17 protein-coding genes (1 of these 17 running past the window's edge) are annotated in these 20,843 nt (G+C 71.6%); 13 read left to right on the top strand and 4 right to left on the bottom strand.

Annotated elements, in window-relative coordinates; translation table 11 throughout:
* Positions 1 to 65: 65 nt before the first annotated feature.
* Together OG709_RS13315 and OG709_RS13310 are read left to right on the top strand one after the other, a co-directional pair.
* The gene (locus OG709_RS13315) at positions 66 to 1,148 is read left to right on the top strand and encodes an NDP-sugar synthase (RefSeq protein ID WP_329166203.1); all 1,083 of its coding nucleotides are present in this window, start codon (positions 66 to 68) and stop codon (positions 1,146 to 1,148) included.
* 10 nt (positions 1,149 to 1,158) lie between these two features.
* Complete coding sequence (locus OG709_RS13310; protein ID WP_250302195.1) at positions 1,159 to 2,052, top strand: DNA-3-methyladenine glycosylase family protein; 894 nt, start codon at positions 1,159 to 1,161, stop codon at positions 2,050 to 2,052.
* A 106-nt stretch (positions 2,053 to 2,158) separates the two neighbouring features.
* On the opposite strand, the gene OG709_RS13305 is transcribed toward OG709_RS13310, so the two are convergent.
* From OG709_RS13305 to OG709_RS13295, 3 genes are all read right to left on the bottom strand, one after another.
* Positions 2,159 to 3,475 (bottom strand): coenzyme F420-0:L-glutamate ligase, encoded by a 1,317-nt coding sequence (locus OG709_RS13305; protein WP_329166201.1) that lies wholly within the window; start codon positions 3,473 to 3,475, stop codon positions 2,159 to 2,161.
* The gene (gene cofD, locus OG709_RS13300; protein WP_250302197.1) at positions 3,472 to 4,428 is read right to left on the bottom strand and encodes a 2-phospho-L-lactate transferase; all 957 of its coding nucleotides are present in this window, start codon (positions 4,426 to 4,428) and stop codon (positions 3,472 to 3,474) included. The genes OG709_RS13305 and cofD overlap by 4 nt, the downstream gene beginning before the upstream one ends.
* 66 nt (positions 4,429 to 4,494) lie before the next feature.
* The gene (locus OG709_RS13295) at positions 4,495 to 4,986 is read right to left on the bottom strand and encodes a cysteine dioxygenase (protein WP_250302198.1); all 492 of its coding nucleotides are present in this window, start codon (positions 4,984 to 4,986) and stop codon (positions 4,495 to 4,497) included.
* 657 nt (positions 4,987 to 5,643) lie between these two features.
* Here OG709_RS13295 and OG709_RS13290 point away from each other — a divergent pair.
* From OG709_RS13290 to OG709_RS13280, 3 genes are all read left to right on the top strand, one after another.
* Entirely contained in the window at positions 5,644 to 5,907 is a 264-nt protein-coding gene (locus OG709_RS13290) for a WhiB family transcriptional regulator (protein WP_164266780.1), read from the top strand.
* A 244-nt stretch (positions 5,908 to 6,151) separates the two neighbouring features.
* Positions 6,152 to 10,036 (top strand): glycosyltransferase, encoded by a 3,885-nt coding sequence (locus tag OG709_RS13285; protein ID WP_266642849.1) that lies wholly within the window; start codon positions 6,152 to 6,154, stop codon positions 10,034 to 10,036.
* Positions 10,033 to 11,547, top strand: coding sequence for a DUF5719 family protein (locus tag OG709_RS13280; protein ID WP_250302200.1), 1,515 nt, complete (start codon positions 10,033 to 10,035; stop codon positions 11,545 to 11,547). Before OG709_RS13285 ends, OG709_RS13280 begins: the two co-directional genes overlap by 4 nt.
* Before the next feature lie 102 nt (positions 11,548 to 11,649).
* On the opposite strand, the gene OG709_RS13275 is transcribed toward OG709_RS13280, so the two are convergent.
* Entirely contained in the window at positions 11,650 to 12,108 is a 459-nt protein-coding gene (locus tag OG709_RS13275) for a metallopeptidase family protein (RefSeq protein ID WP_250302201.1), read from the bottom strand.
* A gap of 320 nt (positions 12,109 to 12,428) precedes the next feature.
* Between OG709_RS13275 and OG709_RS13270 the strand changes: the two genes are divergently transcribed.
* The 8 genes from OG709_RS13270 to OG709_RS13235 form a co-directional block, all read left to right on the top strand.
* The gene (locus OG709_RS13270) at positions 12,429 to 12,803 is read left to right on the top strand and encodes a DUF3499 domain-containing protein (protein WP_329166195.1); all 375 of its coding nucleotides are present in this window, start codon (positions 12,429 to 12,431) and stop codon (positions 12,801 to 12,803) included.
* Positions 12,804 to 12,926: 123 nt separating this feature from the next.
* Positions 12,927 to 14,300, top strand: a complete 1,374-nt coding sequence (locus OG709_RS13265) for a phosphomannomutase/phosphoglucomutase (RefSeq protein ID WP_250302203.1) — start codon at positions 12,927 to 12,929, stop codon at positions 14,298 to 14,300.
* A gap of 180 nt (positions 14,301 to 14,480) precedes the next feature.
* Positions 14,481 to 14,666: a Trm112 family protein gene (locus tag OG709_RS13260; protein WP_250302204.1), complete on the top strand. Its 186-nt coding sequence runs from the start codon at positions 14,481 to 14,483 to the stop codon at positions 14,664 to 14,666.
* A gap of 104 nt (positions 14,667 to 14,770) precedes the next feature.
* Entirely contained in the window at positions 14,771 to 15,901 is a 1,131-nt protein-coding gene (locus OG709_RS13255) for an SIS domain-containing protein (protein WP_266642854.1), read from the top strand.
* 203 nt (positions 15,902 to 16,104) lie between these two features.
* Complete coding sequence (gene manA / locus OG709_RS13250; protein WP_266642855.1) at positions 16,105 to 17,268, top strand: mannose-6-phosphate isomerase, class I; 1,164 nt, start codon at positions 16,105 to 16,107, stop codon at positions 17,266 to 17,268.
* Positions 17,269 to 17,334: 66 nt separating this feature from the next.
* Complete coding sequence (locus OG709_RS13245; protein WP_250302207.1) at positions 17,335 to 18,312, top strand: cation diffusion facilitator family transporter; 978 nt, start codon at positions 17,335 to 17,337, stop codon at positions 18,310 to 18,312.
* Between the two features lie 304 nt (positions 18,313 to 18,616).
* Positions 18,617 to 20,074, top strand: coding sequence for an adenosylhomocysteinase (gene ahcY / locus OG709_RS13240; protein WP_250302208.1), 1,458 nt, complete (start codon positions 18,617 to 18,619; stop codon positions 20,072 to 20,074).
* A 160-nt stretch (positions 20,075 to 20,234) separates the two neighbouring features.
* Positions 20,235 to 20,843: the 5' portion of a hypothetical protein gene (locus OG709_RS13235; RefSeq protein ID WP_326694778.1), read on the top strand. 6 nt of this gene lie beyond the right edge of the window; 609 of the gene's 615 nt are visible here — the first part of the coding sequence; it begins with the start codon at positions 20,235 to 20,237; the stop codon falls past the right edge of the window.

Below are 20,843 nucleotides of genomic sequence, written 5' to 3'. Positions count from 1 at the left end.
TACACTGGCCAGCCGGTTAGGACAGGTCCTAACGGCCCGCCCCAGCAGGAAGCAGAGACGTCAAGGTGACAGAAGCGATTCTCCTGGTCGGTGGCAAGGGCACGCGGCTGCGACCGCTCACGGTCAACACGCCCAAACCGATGGTCCCCGCGGCCGGAGTCCCCTTCCTCACCCACCAGTTGGCACGCGCGCGGGCCGCCGGGATCGACCACATCGTGCTCGCCACCTCGTATCTCGCCGAGGTCTTCGAGCCGCACTTCGGCGACGGGTCCGCCCTGGGCCTGCACCTGGAGTACGTCACCGAGGTCGAGCCGCTGGGCACGGGCGGCGCCATCCGCAATGTCGCCGGACGCCTGCGCTCGGAGCCCGGTGAGCCCGTCCTCATCTTCAACGGGGACATCCTCACCGGCCTGGACATCGAAGCGCTCGTCACCACCCACGAGACCTCGGGCGCGGACGTCTCCCTCCACCTGACCAAGGTCGAGGACCCGCGCGCCTTCGGGCTGGTCCCGACGGACGACACCGGCCGGGTGACCGCCTTCCTGGAGAAGCCGCAGACCCCGGAGGAGATCGTCACCGACCAGATCAACGCGGGCGCCTACGTCTTCACGCGCTCGGTCATCGACACGATCCCGACGGGCCGCCCGGTCTCGGTGGAACGCGAGACCTTCCCCCAGCTGCTGCGCTCGGGCGCCCACCTCCAGGGCATGGTCGACTCGACGTACTGGCTCGACCTGGGCACCCCGCAGGCCTTCGTACGCGGTTCGGCCGACCTGGTCCTCGGCCATGCGCCGTCCCCCGCCGTGCCCGGCCGCTGCGGCGACCGGCTGGTGCTGGACAGCGCCACCGTCGCCCCGGACGCCAAGGTGACCGGCGGTACGGCGATCGGCGAGGGCGTGGTCGTCGGCGCCGGGGCCACGATCGACGGCAGTACGGTCCTGGACGGCGCGGTCGTCGAGCCCGGTGCGGTGATCACCGATTCGCTGATCGGTGCCGGAGCCCGGATCGGCGCCCGCTCGGTGCTGACCGGCGCGGTCGTCGGGGACGGTGCGCGGGTGGGCGCGGACAACGAGCTGCGCGCGGGCATAAGGATCTGGTGCGGGGCGGTCCTGCCGGACGGTTCCGTGCGTTTCTCGTCCGACCAGTAGCCTCTACGGGGTGGCAGGACGTTTCATCGCGAGGAGCGGCCCCGTCGACCTCGCCCTGGTCCTCGGGGTGCTCCGCCGTGGCCCGTGGGACCCCACGTACCGGATGACGCCGGACGGCGCGGTGTGGCGGGCCAGCCTGACTCCCGAAGGACCCGGCACGCTGCGGATCACCGCGGACGGCGCCGAGGGCTGGGGTCCGGGCGCCGACTGGCTGCTGGACCGGCTGCCCGCGCTGCTGGGCGAACTGGACGACCCGTCCGCGTTCGTACCGCGCCACCGGCTGGTCGCCGACGTGCACCGGCGCCGCCCGCAGCTGCGGCTCTGCCGCACCGGTCTGGTCCTGGAGTCGCTGATCCCGTCGGTCCTGGAGCAGAAGGTCACGGTCGACGAGGCCTACCGGGCCTGGCGCCTGCTGCTCCGTAAATTCGGCGCACCGGCGCCCGGTCCGGCCCCCGCACACATGCATGTCATGCCCGACCCGCGCACCTGGGCGCTCATCCCGTCCTGGGAGTGGCACCGCGCGGGCGTCGACAACAAACGCGCGTCGACGATCCTGCGGGCGGTCCGGGTGGCGCGCCGGCTGGAGGAAGCGGCGACGATGCCCCCGGCCGAGGCCGCCCGCCGACTGGAACTGATCCCCGGCATCGGCCCCTGGACCTCGGCGGAAACGCTCCAGCGCGCCGTCGGAGCACCGGACGCGGTGACGGTCGGCGACCTGCATCTGCCGGGAATCGTCGGCTACGCGCTGACGGGCCGCCGGGGCGTCGACGACGACGGGATGCTGGAACTCCTGGAACCGTACGCGGGCCAGCGCCACCGCGCGGTCCGGCTGATCCTGCTGACGGGGCGGGTGCCGGGGAGGCGGGTACCGAAGATGCCACGGACGGACATCGCGCGGCTGTGAGGTCACATTCCAGCCCTGCCGGGGGGACTGGAATCAGCCCCTCCGGCGTTTGAGGAGCGGGGTGCGGGGCGGAGCCCTGAAACACAGGCGCCGCCCCGCTCCAAGCTCACCGCACCGCGATGAACCCCTCCACGTCCCGCTCGGCCCGTTCCGCAGGAGCACCCGCCGGACGTCCGATCGCCACCGCCCCCATCGGCTCCCACTCCGCAGGCAGCCCCAGCACCTCGCGCACCACGTCCCGGCAGAACATCGTCGAGGAGACCCACGCCGATCCCAGCCGCTCACCCGCCAGCGCCACCAGGAAGTTCTGCACGCCCGCACCGGTCGCCACGGTGAACATCTCGCGCTCCGCCGCGTCCCGCCGGGGGTCCCCGTAGGTGTGCGAGCCGTCCAGCACCATGCAGGGCACCGCCAAGTACGGTGCCCGCCGCAGTACTTCACCGCGGCGCACCCGCTTGGCGACGGACTCCTCCGACTTGCCGTCGCGCCGCAGGTCCTCGATCCAGGCGTCCCGCATCGCGTCGAGCAGCCGGGTGCGCGACCCCGCGGACTCCAGGAGTACGAAACGCCACGGGGCGGTGTGGTGCGGGGCCGGGGCGGTGACGGCCGCCGCGACCGCGCGGCGCACCGCGCCCGGGTCCACCGGATCGTTGGTGAACTCACGGACGGTACGCCGCTGGGTGACCGCTTCCCGTACCGCCTCGGACGTACCGAGCCGGAACATGTCGTCGGCGGCGACCCGCACCATCGCACGGGCACCTCCGTCCTGGTCCTCCCCTTCGCCCTCGCCGTGAGCCGTGACGACGTGCGGCAGGCCGCGCACCACGGCGACCGGCAGGCCCGCCGCCTTGCCCTTCACCAGGTCGCCCGCGGCGGCCAGTTCATCGGCGGTGGCGACGACGGTGGCGCTGAGCGGATTGCCGTACGCGTCCTGGCCGCCGCGCAGGTCGTCGAGCACCCGCACCCCGGCGGCCCCGATCGCCACATCGGTGAGGCCGTTGCGCCAGGGACGCCCGAAGGTGTCCGTGACGACGACGCCCACCTCGACGCCCAGCGTGTCCCGCAGCCCCCGGCGGATGACCCGCGCCGAACTGTCGGCGTCCTCCGGCAGCAACAGCACGGTCCCGGCAGGGGTGTTGGAGGCATCGACACCGGCGGCGGCCATCACCAGGCCCTGCTTGTTCTCGACGATCCGGAGGGCGCCGCGCCGCGCCACCACCCGTACCGTCTCCGCGTCGATCGCCGCCTCGCGGTCCTGGGCCTGCACGATGCGGCCCTCGGCCTTCGAGACGATCTTGGAGGTGACGAGGACGACATCGCCGTCCGTCAACTCCGGCGCGGCCCCGGCGATCAGCTTCGCGAGATCGTCGCCGGGCTGCACCTCGGGCAGCCCGGGTACGGCCCAGACGCGGTAGGACGTCACACCCGCACCTCCTCGGCCAGGGCGAGCGCCTCGCGGGCCATCGCCGCGGTGGTGTCCGGATCGGTCATCATCAGCGGCACGGCCCGGCAACGGATGCCCGCCTCCTCGACCCTGGCCACCGACGCGGCGTCGACGGTGTCGACCAGCCAGCCGTCCAGCAGACCCGAGCCGTAGTGCTCGGCGACCGCCGCGGCCGTGGACTCGACGCCGACCGCGGCGAGAACCTTGTCGGCCATCCCGCGCACGGGTGCGTCCCCGACGATGGGCGAGAGCCCGACGACCGGTACCCCCGCGTCGGCGATCGCCTCGCGTATCCCGGGCACCGACAGGATGGTGCCGACCGAGACCACCGGGTTGGACGGCGGGAAGAGGATCACGTCGGCGGCGGCGATGGCTTCGAGGACGCCCGGCGCGGGCTTGGCCTGTTCGGCGCCCACCGGCACGACGGCCTGCGCCTCGACCGAGGCCCGCAGCCGCACCCAGTACTCCTGGAAGTGGACGGCCTTGCGCTCGCCGTCGACATCGACGGCGACATGCGTCTCGACGCGGTCGTCGGACATGGGGATGAGCCGCACGCCGGGCTGCCACCGCTCGCACAGCGCCTCGGTGACCGCGCTCAGCGGATAGCCCGCGCCGAGCATCTGGGTACGGACGATGTGCGTCGCGAAGTCACGGTCGCCGAGGCCGAACCACTCGGGTCCCACGCCGTACGCGGCGAGTTCGCTCTTGACGGTGAAGGACTCGTCGGTACGCCCCCAGCCCTGTTCCTCGTCGATGCCACCGCCCAGGGTGTACATCACCGTGTCGAGGTCGGGGCAGACCTTCAACCCGAACAGATGAATGTCGTCACCGGTGTTGCCGATGACGGTGATGTCCGCGTCAGGCGCGGCCTGCTTGAGGCCACGCAGGAATCGGGCACCACCGATGCCTCCGGCCAGAACCACAATGCGCATGAAGACAGTGTGTCAGGCGGAGCCTCATCGGATGAGGGGTGGTGGCCGGGGGACCGGGCGGGCCTGTCAGGTGGCGACGGCGACCGGGGCGCACTGCGGGCTGTGCATCGGCATCGTGGTCAGGCCCGGGTAGTACACGTGCAGGCTGACCGCGGGCTCCAGGGAGTCGTTGACGACCTCATGGGCGTAGCCGGGTGCGAAGACCCGCTGCGCGCCCGCGGTCAGTGTGTGCCTGCCGCGCTCGGTGCGTTCGGTCAGCCGGCCGTCGAGGACCGTGAGCACACCGGACGACGGACCGTGGTCGTGCAGTCCGCTGCCCTGACCGGGAACCCAGCTCAGCAGCCAGACCTCGTACCCGGGCCCCTCGTGCAGCCGGTGGTACCAGCGCGAGACGGCGTCGTACCTGACGAGGTGCTGCCACCGGCCGCGGTCGGCGGCGAGGGAGCGCGCGAGTCCGGCGAACTCGGCCACGGTGGCCGGGTGCTCGCGGGCGGGCTGGAGCAGGTGCTGGACGGCGAGGATGTCGCCGGCGATCTGGAGGTCGCTGTCGCTGTTCATGATGCGGGGGTTCCTCGGCAGTGAAGTGCTGGGGTGTCGCAGAAATGTGCAGAACGTACGGAACGTGACGTGCGGAGCAAGCAGTCAGGACTGCGGAGAGACGCTGGAGCGCGGAGGCATCAACAGCTGGAACAGCAACAGCACGCCTGGACAGCGCTACGGAACCCACGGGCGTGGGTCGCGGAGAACGCTGCGGTCGCTGGCATGAGGTCTAGGAGAACGGCTCGCGTTCCGACTGTCAACTCAATGACCGATATGGCGGTAATGATTCACCTCATCCGGTTACTCCGCCCGGCGGGAGGTTTGCTCTCGGAGTGTTGCGGAGATGTGGCGCAGCAAGCCCCGTCGCAAACGTCGCGACGGCCTCGTAATCGGACTGTGATCTGAATCGCTTCGGAGCGCAGGGCGTAACGGGGTCGACCTCGGCGGAGTCTCTCTCCAGGAGGGGGCGTGGGTATGGGCCAGTGGCATGTGTCAGGTTTTTAGTGATTTGAACACTTTCCGCATAGCCTTGGTTCCGCAGAGTGAATAAGGGGCCCAATAGCAGATCTCGGCTTGACTGGCCCGTATCCACACACTTGTAATTTCACTCGTGTCGTTCGGCCGAAATCGGTAGCGACAGCAACACGGGGACGCAAAGACGGACAAGGGGCGCACATGACCGAGCTGTTCCAGCAACTGCTGGTCGAGGACGCGGATGAGGAATTCGGCTGGCAGGAGCGTGCACTGTGCGCCCAGACCGACCCCGAGTCCTTCTTCCCCGAGAAGGGCGGTTCCACCCGTGAGGCCAAGAAGGTCTGCCTCGCCTGCGAGGTCCGGTCCGAGTGCCTTGAGTACGCCCTCGCCAACGACGAGCGATTCGGCATCTGGGGCGGTCTGTCCGAGCGTGAACGCAGGCGGCTGAAAAAGGCTGCTGTCTAGTCACTTGGCCACATGAATTGATCGCCTAAACGGCACAAGACCGACACAGGTCGGTACGGAGCAACCGGTCCGCCGCCCGTCCCCCGACGACGGGCGGCGGACCGCTGTCCGAGGCAGCCGTTAGTGTGGGGCCCCGTCCGCGATGCACCAACGTCCCCACGGGGCGCGTGCGTCCACCGCATCCGCACAGCGCCTTCCGGGGGAGAACGACCCCCGGACCCCGGCCGGAGGGGCCCGTACCTCGATGTCCGTGCACAGCCAATCGACGGCCCCTTACGAGGCCGCAACGCCTGCGTTCGCTTCCGCCCACCCACCAGAGTTCCCGCGGCACGTCGTCACCGCCGTGCTCGTCTCCCACGACGGCGCCCGCTGGCTGCCCGACGCGCTGGCCGGACTGCTCGGGCAGGAGCGGCCCGTACAGAACGTCGTCGCGGCCGACACCGGCAGCGCCGACGCGTCGGCGGGCCTGGTCACCGAAGCGCTCGGCGCGGAGCGGGTGTTGCACCTCGCCCGCCGCACCGGCTTCGGCACCGCCGTCGACGAGGCGGTCCGCACAGCAGGCGTCCTCGGTCCCGAGGAACTGCCGTACCTGAAGCGGCCCAGCGGCTGGGACCCGGTGAGCCGCAGTTGGCGCGACGACACCTACGACCTGCCCGAACTGCCGCACGGCGAACCGGTGCAGTGGCTCTGGCTGCTGCACGACGACTGCGCGCCCGACCCCGACGCACTCGCCGAACTGCTGCGCGTCGTGGAGAACGACCCGCACGCCGCCGTCGTCGGCCCCAAGCTCCGCGGCTGGTACGACCGTAAGCAACTGCTCGAAGTCGGCGTCTCGATCGCCAACAGCGGTCGGCGCTGGACCGGTCTCGACCGCCGTGAGCAGGACCAGGGACAGCACGACCAGGTGCGCTCCGTACTGTCCGTGTCGACCGCGGGCATGCTCATCAGGCGGGACGTCTGGGAGGAGCTGGGCGGCTTCGACCGCAGGCTGCCGCTCATGCGCGACGACGTCGACCTGTGCTGGCGCGCGCACGCCGCCGGCCACCGGGTCGTGGTCGCCCCCGACGCCGTACTGCGCCATGCGGAGGCATCGGCCCGCGAACGCAGGCCCATCGACTGTGTCGGACGCTCCGTCGCCAACCCGCACCGCGTCGACAAAGCGGGCGCCGTCTACACCCTGCTCACCAACACCCGGGGCAGGGGCCTCCCGTACGTCATGCTGCGGCTGGTCCTCGGCACCTTGATGCGAGTGGTCGCCTACCTCGTCGGCAAGGCGCCGGGACAGGCGCTCGACGAGGTCGCCGGGCTGGTGGGCACCCTGCTGCGTCCCGAGCGGATCCTGGCCGGGCGGCGCAGACGCGGCAGCGGAACGGTCGACGCGAGCGAACTGCGCCCGCTCTTCCCGCCGCCCGGCGCCACCGTCAAGGCCACCGCCGAACAGGTCGTCGGACACTTCGGCGGCAGCACCGACGCGGAAGCCGGATCGCGGCACGGCGCCGTCGAATCCGGTCCGGGCGGTGACGACGCCGACTTCCTGGAGATCGAGCAGTTCGCCCGGCTGAAGCGGATCGCGCGCAAACCGGGCCCCGTGCTGTTCGCCGTGCTCCTCGTGGTGTCGCTCGTCGCCTGCCGGGCGCTGCTCGGCGCAGGCGCACTCGCGGGCGGCGCACTGCTGCCCGCGCCCGAGCACGTGTCGGAGCTGTGGAACCGGTACGCCGACGTGTGGCACCCCTTCGGCACCGGCGGCACGCAGTCCGCCCCGCCGTACCTCGGGATCATCGCCGCACTCTCCGCCGTCCTCCTCGGACACGTCGGGCTGGCCCTCACCCTGCTGCTGGTCTGCTCCGTGCCGCTGGCCGGGCTCACCGCGTACTTCGTCTCCCGCCCGCTCACCGGCTCCCGCCTGCTGCGGGCCTGGGGCAGCGTCGCGTACGCCTTCCTGCCCGCCGCGACCGGCGCACTGGCGTCCGGCCGGGTCGGGACGGCCGTACTGGCGGTCCTGCTGCCGCTGATCGCCCGCTGCGCCGTGTCCGCCGCCGGACTGCGCGGTGCGCGCGGAAGCTGGCGCGCGGTCTGGGCGTACACCTTCCTGCTGACCCTCGCCATGGCCTTCACCCCGATCGTGTGGCCGCTCGCCGTGGTCCTGGGGATCGCCGTCCTGGCGCTGCGGCGCGACGACCTCGTGGCGTACGGACTGCGCTTCCTCGCGCTCGTCGGCACCCCCCTGCTGGTGCTCGCGCCCTGGTCGCTCTCCCTGCTGTCGAGCCCGTCGGACTTCTTCCGCGAGGCGGGCATGGAGTTCGGCAAGGGCTCGGCCTCCGCGCTCGACCTGCTGGGGATGAGCCCCGGCGGGCCGAAGACCGCGGGCGGCGTACTGCTGATCGGCGTGGTGCTCGCCGCACTGGCGGCCCTGCTGCGCGGGGAACGGCAGTTCGCGATCCGCGGCGCCTGGGCCGTGGCCCTGGTCGGGCTGGTCTTCTCCGTCCTCGCCAACAACGCGGGCTGGGCCGGTCCCGCCACACTCGTCTACGGCATCGCCCTGCTCGCCGCGGCCGTGCTCGGCGCGGAGGGCGCGCGCGGACGCGTCGCCACCCAGAGCTTCGGCTGGCGCCAGCCGGTCGCCGGGCTGATCGCCGTCGCGGCCCTCGTCGCCCCCCTGATCGCCGCCTTCGGATGGATGGCCAGCGGTGCGGATGGGCCGCTGGAGCGGCGCGACCCGGTGCAGGTACCGGCGTTCGTCGCCGAGGAGAGCGGCACCCGCGACCAGGCCCGCACCCTGATCCTCGGCGGGAAGTCCGACGCGGAAGTCTCGTACACGCTGGTACGCGGCTCCGGCGGCAGGCTCGGCGACGCCGAGCTGGCCCGCGCGGGCGGCGACAGCCCCCGGCTCGACAAGATCGTGGCCGGTCTGGTCGCGGGCTCCGGCGCCGACCAGTCCGACCAGCTCAGCGGGTACGCGATCCGCTACCTGCTGGTCCGCGACGGCGCGCCGCCGGCCATGAGCCGGGTACTGGACGCCACACCGGGGCTGAGCAGGCTGAGCCAGCTGGACGGCAGCGCCCTGTGGCGCGTCGACCGGCAGGTCGCACGGGCCACCATCATCCCGGGCACGTCGACGACCGCGTCCGGTGGCGCGGCCGACGCCGCCGAACCGATGTCCGTGGCAGCGGGCCCGGTGGACATCCACACCACGGTCCCGGCGGGCACGTCGGGCCGCGTCCTGCGGATCGCCGACTCCGTGGCGCCGGGCTGGACGGCCACCCTGGACGGCCGCGCCCTCACCAGGACGACGGTCGACGGCTGGGCCCAGGGCTTCGAACTCCCCACCCAGGGCGGGAAGCTCGACGTCACGTACGACCAGCCGTTCACCCACACCCTGTGGACCTGGGCCCAGGTGGTCCTCGTGATCGTCCTGCTGGTGCTCGCCCTGCCCGGCCGCCGCAAGGAGATCGACGACGACCTCCCCGAGGAGGAACTCCCCGTACCCGCGGAGCCGGTGGCGGGCGAGGGACGCCGGGCACGACGGCTGCGTGCCGCGGCCCAGGCGGAGGCCGAAGCGGGCGCGGAGGACGAGACGGACGGCGCGGCACCGGCCGGGGCGCAACCCCTGCCCGAGCCCGCGGCGGACGATCCGTACCGGCCCGCCGAGCCGGACGAGGAGAAGCCCGGGATGCCCGCGGCAGAGGGCGACTTCGCGCCGCAGTACGGGGCCGACGTACCGCAGCAGCCCGCATACGGCGAGTGGGACCAGCCGGCGTACCCGCCGGCCGGTCAGTACGCGGGCGGTCAGTACGCCGGTGAGCAGTACCGGAACGAGCAGTACCAGGACGGTCAGTTCCAGGGTGGCCGGTTCCCGGACGGTCAGTACGCCGAAGGCCGGTACCCCGACGCGCAGTACGGCAACGAGCCGTACCAGGACGGGCAGCAGGCCCACGGCGGTCAGTACCAGGACGGCCAGTACCAGGAAGGTCACCAGGAAGGTCAGTACCAGGACGGGCAGCAGTACGACCCGTACCCGCAACAGGCGCCGCAGGAAGGCGAGTACGACCCCTACGGCTACGGCCGGCAGCCCCGGCAGCAGCCGTACCCCGACGAGACCGAGCACCGCCCCGACGGGAGCAACCAGTGAACCGCACCGCCCTCGCCCTCGCCGCGGCCGTCGCCGCCCTCGCGGCCGTCACCGGATTCGCCTCCGTCAGCGCCCCGTCGGGCAGCACGGCCGGGGCGAAGACAGCCGCGCGGCTGCCCGTCGAGCGCTCCAGCCTGGTCTGTCCCGTGCCCAGCACCTCCGACGTGGCAGAGACGACGTACACCGCCTTCACCCCGGCGGGGAAGGGCGGCGGAGCGGCCGGTACCGCCCAGCTGCTGCCGTCCGTGACCGGCCCCGGGACGGACGCGAAGAAGCCCGAGAAGGGCAAGAAGGGCGGACCGGCGGGCACGGAGAAGCCCGTCGTGTCGCTCAAGGAGCCCGGCAAGCCGGTCACCGACAAGGAATCGGGCGGTGACTCCCCGGCCCTCATCGGCTCGGCCGACGGCCTGCTGGCTCCCGGCTGGACCGCCCAGCAGACCACGACCGTCGACGTCGGCGGCTCGCGCGGAGTGCTCGGCACCAACTGCACGCCGCCCGACACGGACTTCTGGTTCCCCGGCGCCGGCACGTCCACCGGCCGTCAGGACTACGTCCACCTCACCAACCCGGACGACAGCGCGGCCGTCGTCGACATCGAGCTGTACGGCAAGGACGGCGTCATCAAGTCCGATGTGGGGGAGGGCATCACGGTTCCGGCCAGGTCGACGGTCCCCGTGCTGCTCTCGACGCTCGCGCCCCACCCCACCGAGAACCTCACCGCCCATGTCACCACCCGTACCGGCCGGGTCGGCGCGGTGGTGCAGTCCATGGACGACAAGCTCGGCAGCGACTGGATTCCCGCGTCGGCCGCCCCGGCGCGCAGGCTGGTGCTCCCCGGCATCCCCGCGGACGCCACCTCCGTACGGCTGGTGGCCTTCACACCCGGCTCGGACGACGTGGACCTGAAGGTCCAACTGGCCGCCGCCGACGGCACGATCACCCCGGCGGGCCACGAGACACTGCACCTCAAGTCGGGCATGACCGCCGCCGCCGACCTGGCGGACGTCACCCGGGGCGCCGCGGGATCGCTGGTGCTCTCCCAGTCCGGCAACGGCAAGGCGCCCGTGGTGGCCGCCCTGCGCGTGGTGCGCGGCAAGGGAACCAAGCAGGAGGTCGCCTTCATCCCGGCGACCGCGGCGGTGGGGGAGCGGTCCTCGGTGGCCGACAACCGCTCCAAGGGCTCGGTGCTCTCGCTGGCCGCGCCGTTCGCCACGGCGAAGGTGAAGGTCACGTCGTCGGCGGGCAGCGAAGGCGGGCAGCCGGTCGTCAAGACGTACACGGTCAAGGGCGGGACGACGCTCGCGGTGAAGCCCGAAGTACCGGCCGGGCTCAAGGGTTCGTACGCGCTGACGGTGGAGCCCGAGCCGGGCGGCGGCCAGGTCTACGCGGCGCGCACGCTCGAACTCCCCCTCGACGGCGTCCCGATGTTCACCGTGCAGACCCTCCCCGACGACCGGGGGACGGTCTCCGTACCGCAGGCGAAGCAGGACCTGACGCTGCTCGGCAACTAGGCCGTACACGGCCTGGGAGCCGGGGTGAACGGCCGCCCGCGCCGCGGGCGGCCCGTCGGGAAGGCCAGAGGGGAAGGCCAGAGGGGAAGGCCGTCCGGAAGGTCAGTCCTGCCCGTACCGCGGATCGACCGACTCCGGCGCCAGGCCGAGCAGTTCGGCCACCTGCTCGACGACGATCTCGTGCACCAGCAGTGCCCGCTCGTCGCGGTTCTTGGTACGGATCTCGACGGGCCGCCGGTAGACGACGATCTGCGCGGGCCGGTTCTTTTCAGCCGAGATCGCGTTGCCGAGCGGGACGGACACATCGCTGGGCCACGAGTCGGGGTCGTCGCCGATCTCGGTACGGGGCACGTCCAGCACCAGGAAATCGACCTCGGCCAGCTGCGGCCAGCGGCGTTCGAGGCGCTCCACGGAGTCCTGCACCAGATCGCGGAAGGAATCCGCGCGACTGGTGGAGAGCGGAACCTGGGGCGGGGCGACGGGCCCGCGCATTCCCCGGCCGTGCCGGTCGCGACGGCGCGGCCGGGGCTCGGCGGGCGGGGGCGGTAGGGAGTTGTCCATCACTGACGCAGGGTAGCCCTCCCCGGGGCACGGCGAGCCCGACGGCCGGGCCGTTCTCGCCATGTCGCGGAATGGTCATTCCGGACATGTTCGCGATCGGCTCTCCGGCGACTTCCGATCGGAGATTTCGCTGCGAGTGACTGGATGTCACCGCCGCCACGACCGCATCCGGTCAGTCACTGGCTGTGTGCGACTGTACCCGTGCAGGTCAAGCGAGTTGCCCCGAAAGGGACCGGGGTGCGGATCGGGCCACGACACGGAGGAGTGACGCCGGGGCGTGTCGTCGCGGCCCGCTCAAGAGTGCGGTACGGTCCCATACCGTGAGCCCTGTACGTCGCTGTTCTCGCACTGCGTGCGGCCGCCCTGCCGTCGCGACGCTGACGTACGTCTACGCCGACTCGACCGCGGTCCTCGGCCCGCTCGCCACCTATGCCGAGCCCCACTGCTACGACCTGTGCGCCGAGCACAGTGAGCGGCTGACCGCTCCGCGCGGCTGGGAGGTCGTCCGTCTCACCGACGGCTCCACCCCCGCCCGGCCCAGCGGTGACGATCTCGAAGCCCTCGCCAACGCCGTACGGGAAGCCGCCCGGCCGCACGAGCGCACCCCCGAGCCCGGCAGCACCGCCCGCTCCGCCAACCCGGTCGAGGCCGGCCGCCGCGGCCATCTCCGGGTACTGCGCTCACCGGAATCCTGAGCGGGCCCACCGGGCCGTGGAACCCACCGGCCTGACGGGCCGACGGGCCGTTCCGGTTGACGCCGTGTTTCTCATCCTTACGGGTAGTTTGAGTGCCCCGTAATGGAATTCAGGAGGACCGACGTGGCTGGTGCTGTCGATTTGTCGCAGGTCGTGAAGGCGTACGACGTACGGGGGGTCGTGCCCGATCAGTGGGACGAGTCACTGGCCGAACTCTTCGGCGCCGCCTTCGTGCAGGTGACGGACGCATCGGCGATCGTCGTCGGCCACGACATGCGCCCCTCGTCCCCCGGCCTGTCCGGAGCCTTCGCGCGCGGGGCCGCGTCCCGTGGCGCCGACGTCACGCTCATCGGCCTGTGCTCGACGGATCAGCTGTACTTCGCCTCCGGCCAACTCGACCTGCCCGGAGCGATGTTCACCGCCTCGCACAACCCCGCCCGGTACAACGGCATCAAGATGTGCCGGGCCGGAGCCTCGCCGGTGGGACAGGACACCGGGCTGACGGAGATCCGGACGCTGGTCGAGACATGGTCGGCGACGGGCGCCCCGGCCGCTGCCGCCACCGCGGGAACCGTCACCGAACGCGACACGTTGAAGGAGTACGCGGCCCACCTCCTCTCCCTGGTCGACCTCTCGGCGATCCGCCCGCTGAAGGTCGTCGTGGACGCGGGCAACGGCATGGGCGGGCACACGGTCCCCACCGTCCTGGCACCGCTCCCGCTCGAAGTGGTCCCGCTGTACTTCGAGCTGGACGGCACCTTCCCCAACCACGAGGCCAACCCCCTGGACCCGGCCAACCTGGTGGACCTCCAGGCGAAGGTCCGCGAGACGGGTGCCGACCTGGGCCTGGCCTTCGACGGCGACGCGGACCGTTGCTTCGTCGTCGACGAGCGCGGCGAGGGCGTGTCCCCGTCGGTCATCACGGCCCTGGTGGCCGCCCGCGAGCTGGCCAAGCACCCCGGCGGCACCGTGATCCACAACCTGATCACCTCCTGGTCCGTCCCCGAGGTGGTCCGCGAGAACGGCGGCACCCCGGTGCGCACCCGGGTCGGCCACTCCTTCATCAAGCAGCAGATGGCCGGCACCGGCGCGATCTTCGGCGGCGAGCACTCGGCCCACTACTACTTCAAGGAATTCTGGAACGCGGACACCGGGATGCTCGCCGCCCTGCACGTCCTGGCGGCCCTGGGCACCCAGCCCGGCACCCTCTCCGACCTGGTCGCCCAGTACGACCGCTACACCGGCTCGGGCGAGATCAACTCCACCGTCACCGACCAGACGGCGACCACGGCGCGGGTGCGAGAGACGTACGAGCAGTTGGACGGCGTCACCCTGGACGACCTGGACGGCCTCACCGTGACCTCGGCCGACTGGTGGTTCAACCTCCGCCCCTCCAACACCGAGCCGCTGCTGCGACTGAACGTGGAGGCCCGGGAACCGGCCACGATGGCGAAGGTGCGGGACGAGGTGCTGCGGCTGGTGCGCGGGGATGCCTGACCGGCCCGCCCGCGAGGGGCGCCCGGAGCAGCGGCGGGACGGGCGGCCCCCGGTCCGGGGCGACCGCCGGGCGCGGGTCCGTCCGCCGGGGCGCCCCCGAACCGCCCCGGTGCCCCGCGGCCACCCCGACCCGGCGGTACGCTGACCTGGCCCAAACCGTATGTTCGAAGGGACCACCCCATGCCGCTCGAAGCCGGTCTCCTGGAGATCCTTGCCTGCCCCGTCTGCCACGCACCGTTCGACGACCGGTCGGCGGCCGAGGAGAACCCCGAGCTGATCTGCACCGGTAAGGAATGCGGCCTCGCGTACCCCGTGCGGGACGGCATCCCCGTACTCCTCGTCGACGAGGCCCGCCGCCCCGCGTAACGCCACCCGGCATACGCCCGCGGAACCGCCCCGGTCACACCCCGCACTCCACGCTCCCGTACACCCGCGCCCCTACACGCAAGGCGAATCGGAGGCAGACCCCGATGCTCGACGAGTCGTTGCTCGACGCCCCGGAAGCCCTGGCACGAGCCGACCGCCGCGGACTCCTCCGCGGCGCAGCCGAGGCCGGAGCCCGCGTCCGTACCGCCGCCCGGCTCGCCGCCGAAGCGGGCCTCGCGGACCTGGAACCGGAGGGCCGCCCCCGAGCCGTACTCGTCGCGGGAGCCGGCGCCGCCGCGACCGGTGTGGCCGATGTGGTGGCCGCACTGGCCGGGGCCGCCGCTCCGGTCACCCGGCTGCGCCCGACCGGCGTGGCCCCGGCCGCGGGCGCGCTGCGCTGGGCGCTCCCCGGCTGGACGGGCCCGGTGGACCTGCTGCTCATCGCCACCGCGGACGGTACGGAACCGGGCCTCGCGCTCCTCGCCGAGCAGGCCTACCGCCGGGGCTGCACCGTCGTCGCCGTCGCGCCGCGCCGCACCCCGCTGACCACGGCGGTCGACGGGGCGCACGGCCTTGTCGTACCGATGGCGACGGCTCCGTACGAGGAAGGGGCCGAGGTGCCGTTCACCGCGGTCGGCCCCGGCGCCCTGTGGGCGCTGCTCACCCCGCTGCTGGTCCTGCTCGACCGCGTGGGCCTGGTCGGCGCACCGCCCGAGACCCTCCAGCACCTGGCCGACCGCCTCGACAGCACGGCGGAACGCTGCGGACCGGCCATCGCGACCTACAACAACCCGGCCAAGACCCTCGCCTCCGAACTCGCCGACTCCCTGCCGCTCATCTGGACGGAGGGCACGGCCGCGGCGCCGGCCGGCCGCCGCTTCGCGGCCGTACTGACCGAGCTGGCAGGGCGGCCCGCGCTGGCCGCCGAACTGCCCGAGGCGCTCCCCTCGCACGGCGCTCTGCTCGTCGGACCGTTCGCGGGCGACGCCGACCCCGAGGACTTCTTCCGCGACCGGGTGGACGACCCGCAGGCGCTGCACGCCCGCGTGGTCCTGCTCCGGGACCGCCCGGCGGGCGGCCTGACCGCTGCGCCCGCGGCCCGCGAGATCGCCCTCGCCCAGGACACGCCGATCAGCGAACTCGAACCGGAGGAGGGCAGCGAACTCGAAGCTCTCGCCGAGCTCCTCGCGGTCACGGACTTCGCCGCCGCCTACCTGGCCCTCGCCTCGGCCTGACCGCCGGCGCGGGAACCCGCTCCACCCGATCCGAACACCTGGGCCCGCGGTCGACAGTCCGGCTGGCGCGCCCGGTCGACAACCCGGCCAACGGCCTGTCAACGACCCGCTCGTCGCCCCCGGGGTGACCTCAACAGCCACCCACGCCCCAGCTGCCCCATCCACCTCGTCCGCCCCACCGAAGCAACCCGGAAAGTAGCCACATGGACCGCCTAGCCAACACCGTGCGCCCTTACGCCTGGGGCTCGACGACCGCCATCCCGACCCTCCTCGGCATCGCCCCCACCGGCGAACCGCAGGCGGAAATGTGGCTGGGGGCCCACCCCGGAGCCCCGTCCCGCATCGACCGCGGCACCGGCGACCACGCGCTGTCGGCGGTCATCGACGCGGACCCCGAGGCCGAACTGGGCACCCCGGCCGTCGAGAAGTTCGGCCCGCGCCTGCCGTTCCTCCTCAAGCTCCTGGCGGCCGGCGCACCGCTCTCCCTCCAGGTGCACCCCGACCTCGCACAGGCGAAGGAGGGCTACGCGGACGAGGAACGCCGGCACGTCCCGATCGACGCCCCGCACCGGAACTACAAGGACGCCAACCACAAGCCCGAACTGATCTGCGCCCTCACCCCGTTCGACGGCCTCTGCGGGTTCCGTACGCCCGCCGAGTCCGCCGATCTGCTCGCGTCCCTCGAAGTGGACTCGCTCGAACCGTACGTGGACATCCTGCGCGCCCGCCCCGAGGAGGCGGCCCTGCGCGAGGTCCTGACGGCCGTTCTGACCGCGGATCCCACCGAGATGAAGGCGACGGTCACCGAGGCCGCCGCCGCTGCCGAACGCCTCGGCGGTGCCCTCGCCCCGTACGCGTCGATCGCCCACCACTACCCGGGCGACCCGGGCGTCATCGCAGCGATGCTGCTCAACTACGTACAGCTGCAGCCCGGTGAGGCACTGTTCCTCGGAGCGGGCATCCCGCACGCCTACCTCAACGGCCTGGGTGTCGAGATCATGGCGAACTCGGACAATGTGCTGCGCTGCGGGCTGACCCCGAAGCACGTCGACGTCCCCGAACTGCTCCGCATCGTGCGCTTCGAGGCGACCGAGCCGGGCATCCTGCGCCCCGAGGCGGCGCCGGACGGCGAGGAGTTGTACGACACCCCGATCGACGAGTTCCGGCTCTCCCGCTACGTACGCTCCGAAGGGTCCGCACCGGTCCGGCTCCCGGACGCCACCGCCCAGATCCTGCTCTGCACGGCAGGCACCCCCTGGGCGGGCGAACTCGCCCTCGCACCCGGCAGGTCGGTGTTCGTCCCGGCGGGCGAAACCGTCGAGCTGACGGGACCGGGCACGGTCTTTCGCGCGACCGTCGTGGCCTGATGCGACAATGTGCGGCCGAATAGCGGCACCAAGGCCGCGGCACCGACGAAGGGAACACGTCCACCCATGAGTGCGTCAGGTGGAACCAAGGCGATCGTGGCGGCGCTCGGCGCCAACCTCGCGATCGCGGTAGCTAAGTTCGTGGCGTTCCTCTTCAGTGGCTCGTCGTCGATGCTTGCCGAAAGCGTCCACTCGCTCGCCGACTCCGGCAACCAGGGACTGCTGCTGCTCGGCGGCAAGAAGGCCCAGCGCGAGGCCACCCCCCAACACCCCTTCGGCTACGGCCGGGAGCGGTACATCTACGCGTTCCTCGTCTCGATCGTGCTCTTCTCGGTCGGTGGCATGTTCGCGGTCTACGAGGGCTACGAGAAGGTCAAGCACCCGCATTCGCTGGACAACTGGTACTGGCCGGTGGGCGTCCTGGTCTTCGCGGTCATCGCGGAGGGCCTGTCCTTCCGTACGGCGATCAAGGAGTCCAACCAGACCCGCGGCGACATTTCCTGGTCCCAGTTCATCCGCCGCGCCAAGGCTCCCGAGCTGCCGGTCGTGCTGCTCGAAGACTTCGGCGCGCTGATCGGTCTGGTGCTGGCGCTGGCCGGTGTCGGACTGGCCGTCGGGACGGGCAACGGGGTCTGGGACGGCATCGGCACGCTCTGCATCGGCACGCTGCTGATCCTCATCGCGCTTGTCCTGGCGGCGGAGACCAAGTCGCTGCTGCTGGGTGAGTCGGCGGGCGCCGAGGAGGTCGACAAGATCAAGGAAGCCATCGTCGACCACGACACCGTCACCGCCGTGATCCACATGCGTACGCTCCACCTCGGCCCCGAGGAGTTGCTGGTCGCCGCCAAGATCGCGGTCCAGCACGACGACACGGCAACCGAGGTGGCCGACGCGATCGACGCCGCGGAGGCCCGCATCCGTGCCGCCGTCCCGATCGCGCGGGTGATCTACCTGGAACCGGACATCTACAGCGAGGCGGAAGCCGCGGCAGGGAACAACCCGGCGGCAACACCGGGCGGCCCCACGCCGACGCCGGCCCACTGATCACGGGGGGCGGGGCCGTGCCCGCGCCGCACCAGGACACCGTTCGCCCGCCCAGGGAATCCCCCACAACTTGGCCGATCCGCCCCGGGCGGGCTGGGGCCCGCTGGGCCGATCGGTGTAGATTCGACCGGAGCCAGACGTCGCTGCTGATGGCGGTCGGGCGGTCCGCGCTGCGGACCGGCCGAGGGAGAGAGGGCCTCCGACGGACTGCGCCGCGAGCGCTCGGGCATTCCTGTGCCTTCACGCCCGTCGCCGCAGCATCCAGCCCGTACACCCTCGACCCATCTTCCGAGGAGCAGCTCGTATGACGACCGACGCCATCACCCAGGACTTCAAGGTCGCAGACCTTTCCCTGGCCGCCTTCGGGCGCAAGGAGATCACTCTCGCCGAGCACGAGATGCCCGGTCTGATGTCGATCCGCAAGGAGTACGCAGCGACGCAGCCGCTGGCCGGAGCCCGTGTCACCGGTTCGCTGCACATGACGGTGCAGACGGCGGTCCTGATCGAGACCCTGGTCGCCCTCGGCGCCGAGGTCCGCTGGGCCTCCTGCAACATCTTCTCCACCCAGGACCACGCCGCCGCGGCCATCGCGGTCGGGCCCAAGGGCACCCCGGAGGCCCCTGCGGGCGTCCCGGTCTTCGCCTGGAAGGGCGAAACGCTCGAAGAGTACTGGTGGTGCACGGAGCAGGCGCTGACCTGGCCGAACACCCCCACCGGCGGCCCGAACATGATCCTCGACGACGGTGGCGACGCCACCCTCCTCGTCCACAAGGGCGTCGAGTTCGAGAAGGCCGGAGCCGCCCCGGACCCGGCCACCGCGGACAGCGAGGAGTACAGCTACATCCTCAAGCTCCTCAACCGCACCCTCGGTGAGAACCCGCAGAAGTGGACCCAGCTGTCGTCCGAGATCCGCGGTGTCACCGAGGAGACCACGACCGGTGTCCACCGTCTGTACGAGATGCAGCGCGACGGGCAGCTCCTCTTCCCGGCGATCAACGTCAACGACGCGGTCACCAAGTCCAAGTTCGACAACAAGTACGGCTGCCGTCACTCCCTGATCGACGGCATCAACCGCGCCACGGACGTCCTCATCGGCGGCAAGGTCGCGGTCGTCTGCGGCTACGGCGACGTGGGCAAGGGCTGCGCGGAGTCCCTGCGCGGCCAGGGCGCCCGGGTGATCATCACCGAGATCGACCCGATCTGTGCCCTGCAGGCGGCCATGGACGGCTTCCAGGTCTCGACCCTCGACGATGTCGTTTCCCTCGCCGACATCTTCGTCACCACGACCGGCAACAAGGACATCATCATGGCCACGGACATGGCCAAGATGAAGCACCAGGCCATCGTGGGCAACATCGGCCACTTCGACAACGAGATCGACATGGCCGGCCTGGCCAAGATCCCGGGCATCGTCAAGGACGAGGTCAAGCCGCAGGTCCACACCTGGACGTTCGCCGACGGCAAGACGCTGATCATCCTCTCCGAGGGCCGCCTGCTGAACCTGGGCAACGCGACCGGCCACCCGTCGTTCGTGATGTCCAACTCGTTCGCGGACCAGACGCTGGCCCAGATCGAGCTGTTCACCAAGCCCTCTGAGTACCCGACCGACGTCTACGTGCTTCCCAAGCACCTCGACGAAAAGGTCGCCCGCCTCCACCTGGACGCCCTGGGAGTGAAGCTCACGACGCTCCGCCCCGAGCAGGCCGCCTACATCGGCGTCGAGGTCGAGGGCCCGTACAAGTCGGACCACTACCGCTACTGATCCACCCTCCTACGCACTGTCGGCAGTAGGCGCCGATCAGCAGTAGGCACTGAGTGCAGTCAGCACCAGGTGTCAGGTCAGCAGTAGGTACCAGGCAGGCCCCCGCACCCCCGTGTCGGGGGCCTGCCTCGTACCGGCCTCAGAAAGACCCAAGGACCCCATGCCCCGCGGCCGCTATTCGCTCCATGATCTGCACGACCACACCCCCCTCGGTGAAGAACACTTCCACTGCGCGCCAGGCCCGTCCGGCTGGCGCTACGTCTCCCAGACCACCGCCCCCTCCGGTGATCACGCCGGCTCCGTCGATCTGGCCATCGACGAACTCGGCCGTCCCATCCGTCTCGAACTCCACGCCGCGAGCTGGCAGGTACGCGGCGCCGCCGTGGACGGCGTCACCTGGGTCCGCACGGACCCCACGGGAACCCACGCCACCGAGGGCAACGCCCCCGCCCATGCCTTCGCCGGCACGTCCCCCGCGTTCCTCGTCGCCACAGCTCGTCTGCTCGGCCTCACCCCCGGTTCCCCCGCCACTCGTGTCCGCCTCGTCGCTTTCACCGACCCGGTCCTGGCCCCCCGTACCGTCGACCGGTCCTGGGCGCTGGTGAAGAGTGAAGCGCATGCCACTGACAACGGCCCCTTGTTGGTGGACGAGTACCAGGTCAGCGCCCTGGACACCGGTGAGCAGTACGCGGTCCACATCGCTGGAGACGTCGTTCTCTCGGCCCCCGGCATCGAACTCGAACACCTGGAATCGCCGCCGTCGGCTTTC

Origin of the sequence: Streptomyces sp. NBC_01267 (genome assembly GCF_036241575.1) — a bacterium.
Classification (GTDB): Bacteria; Actinomycetota; Actinomycetes; order Streptomycetales; family Streptomycetaceae; genus Streptomyces.
Note: the sequence above shows the minus strand (reverse complement) of the source record. Positions and strands in the feature narration are given on the sequence as shown.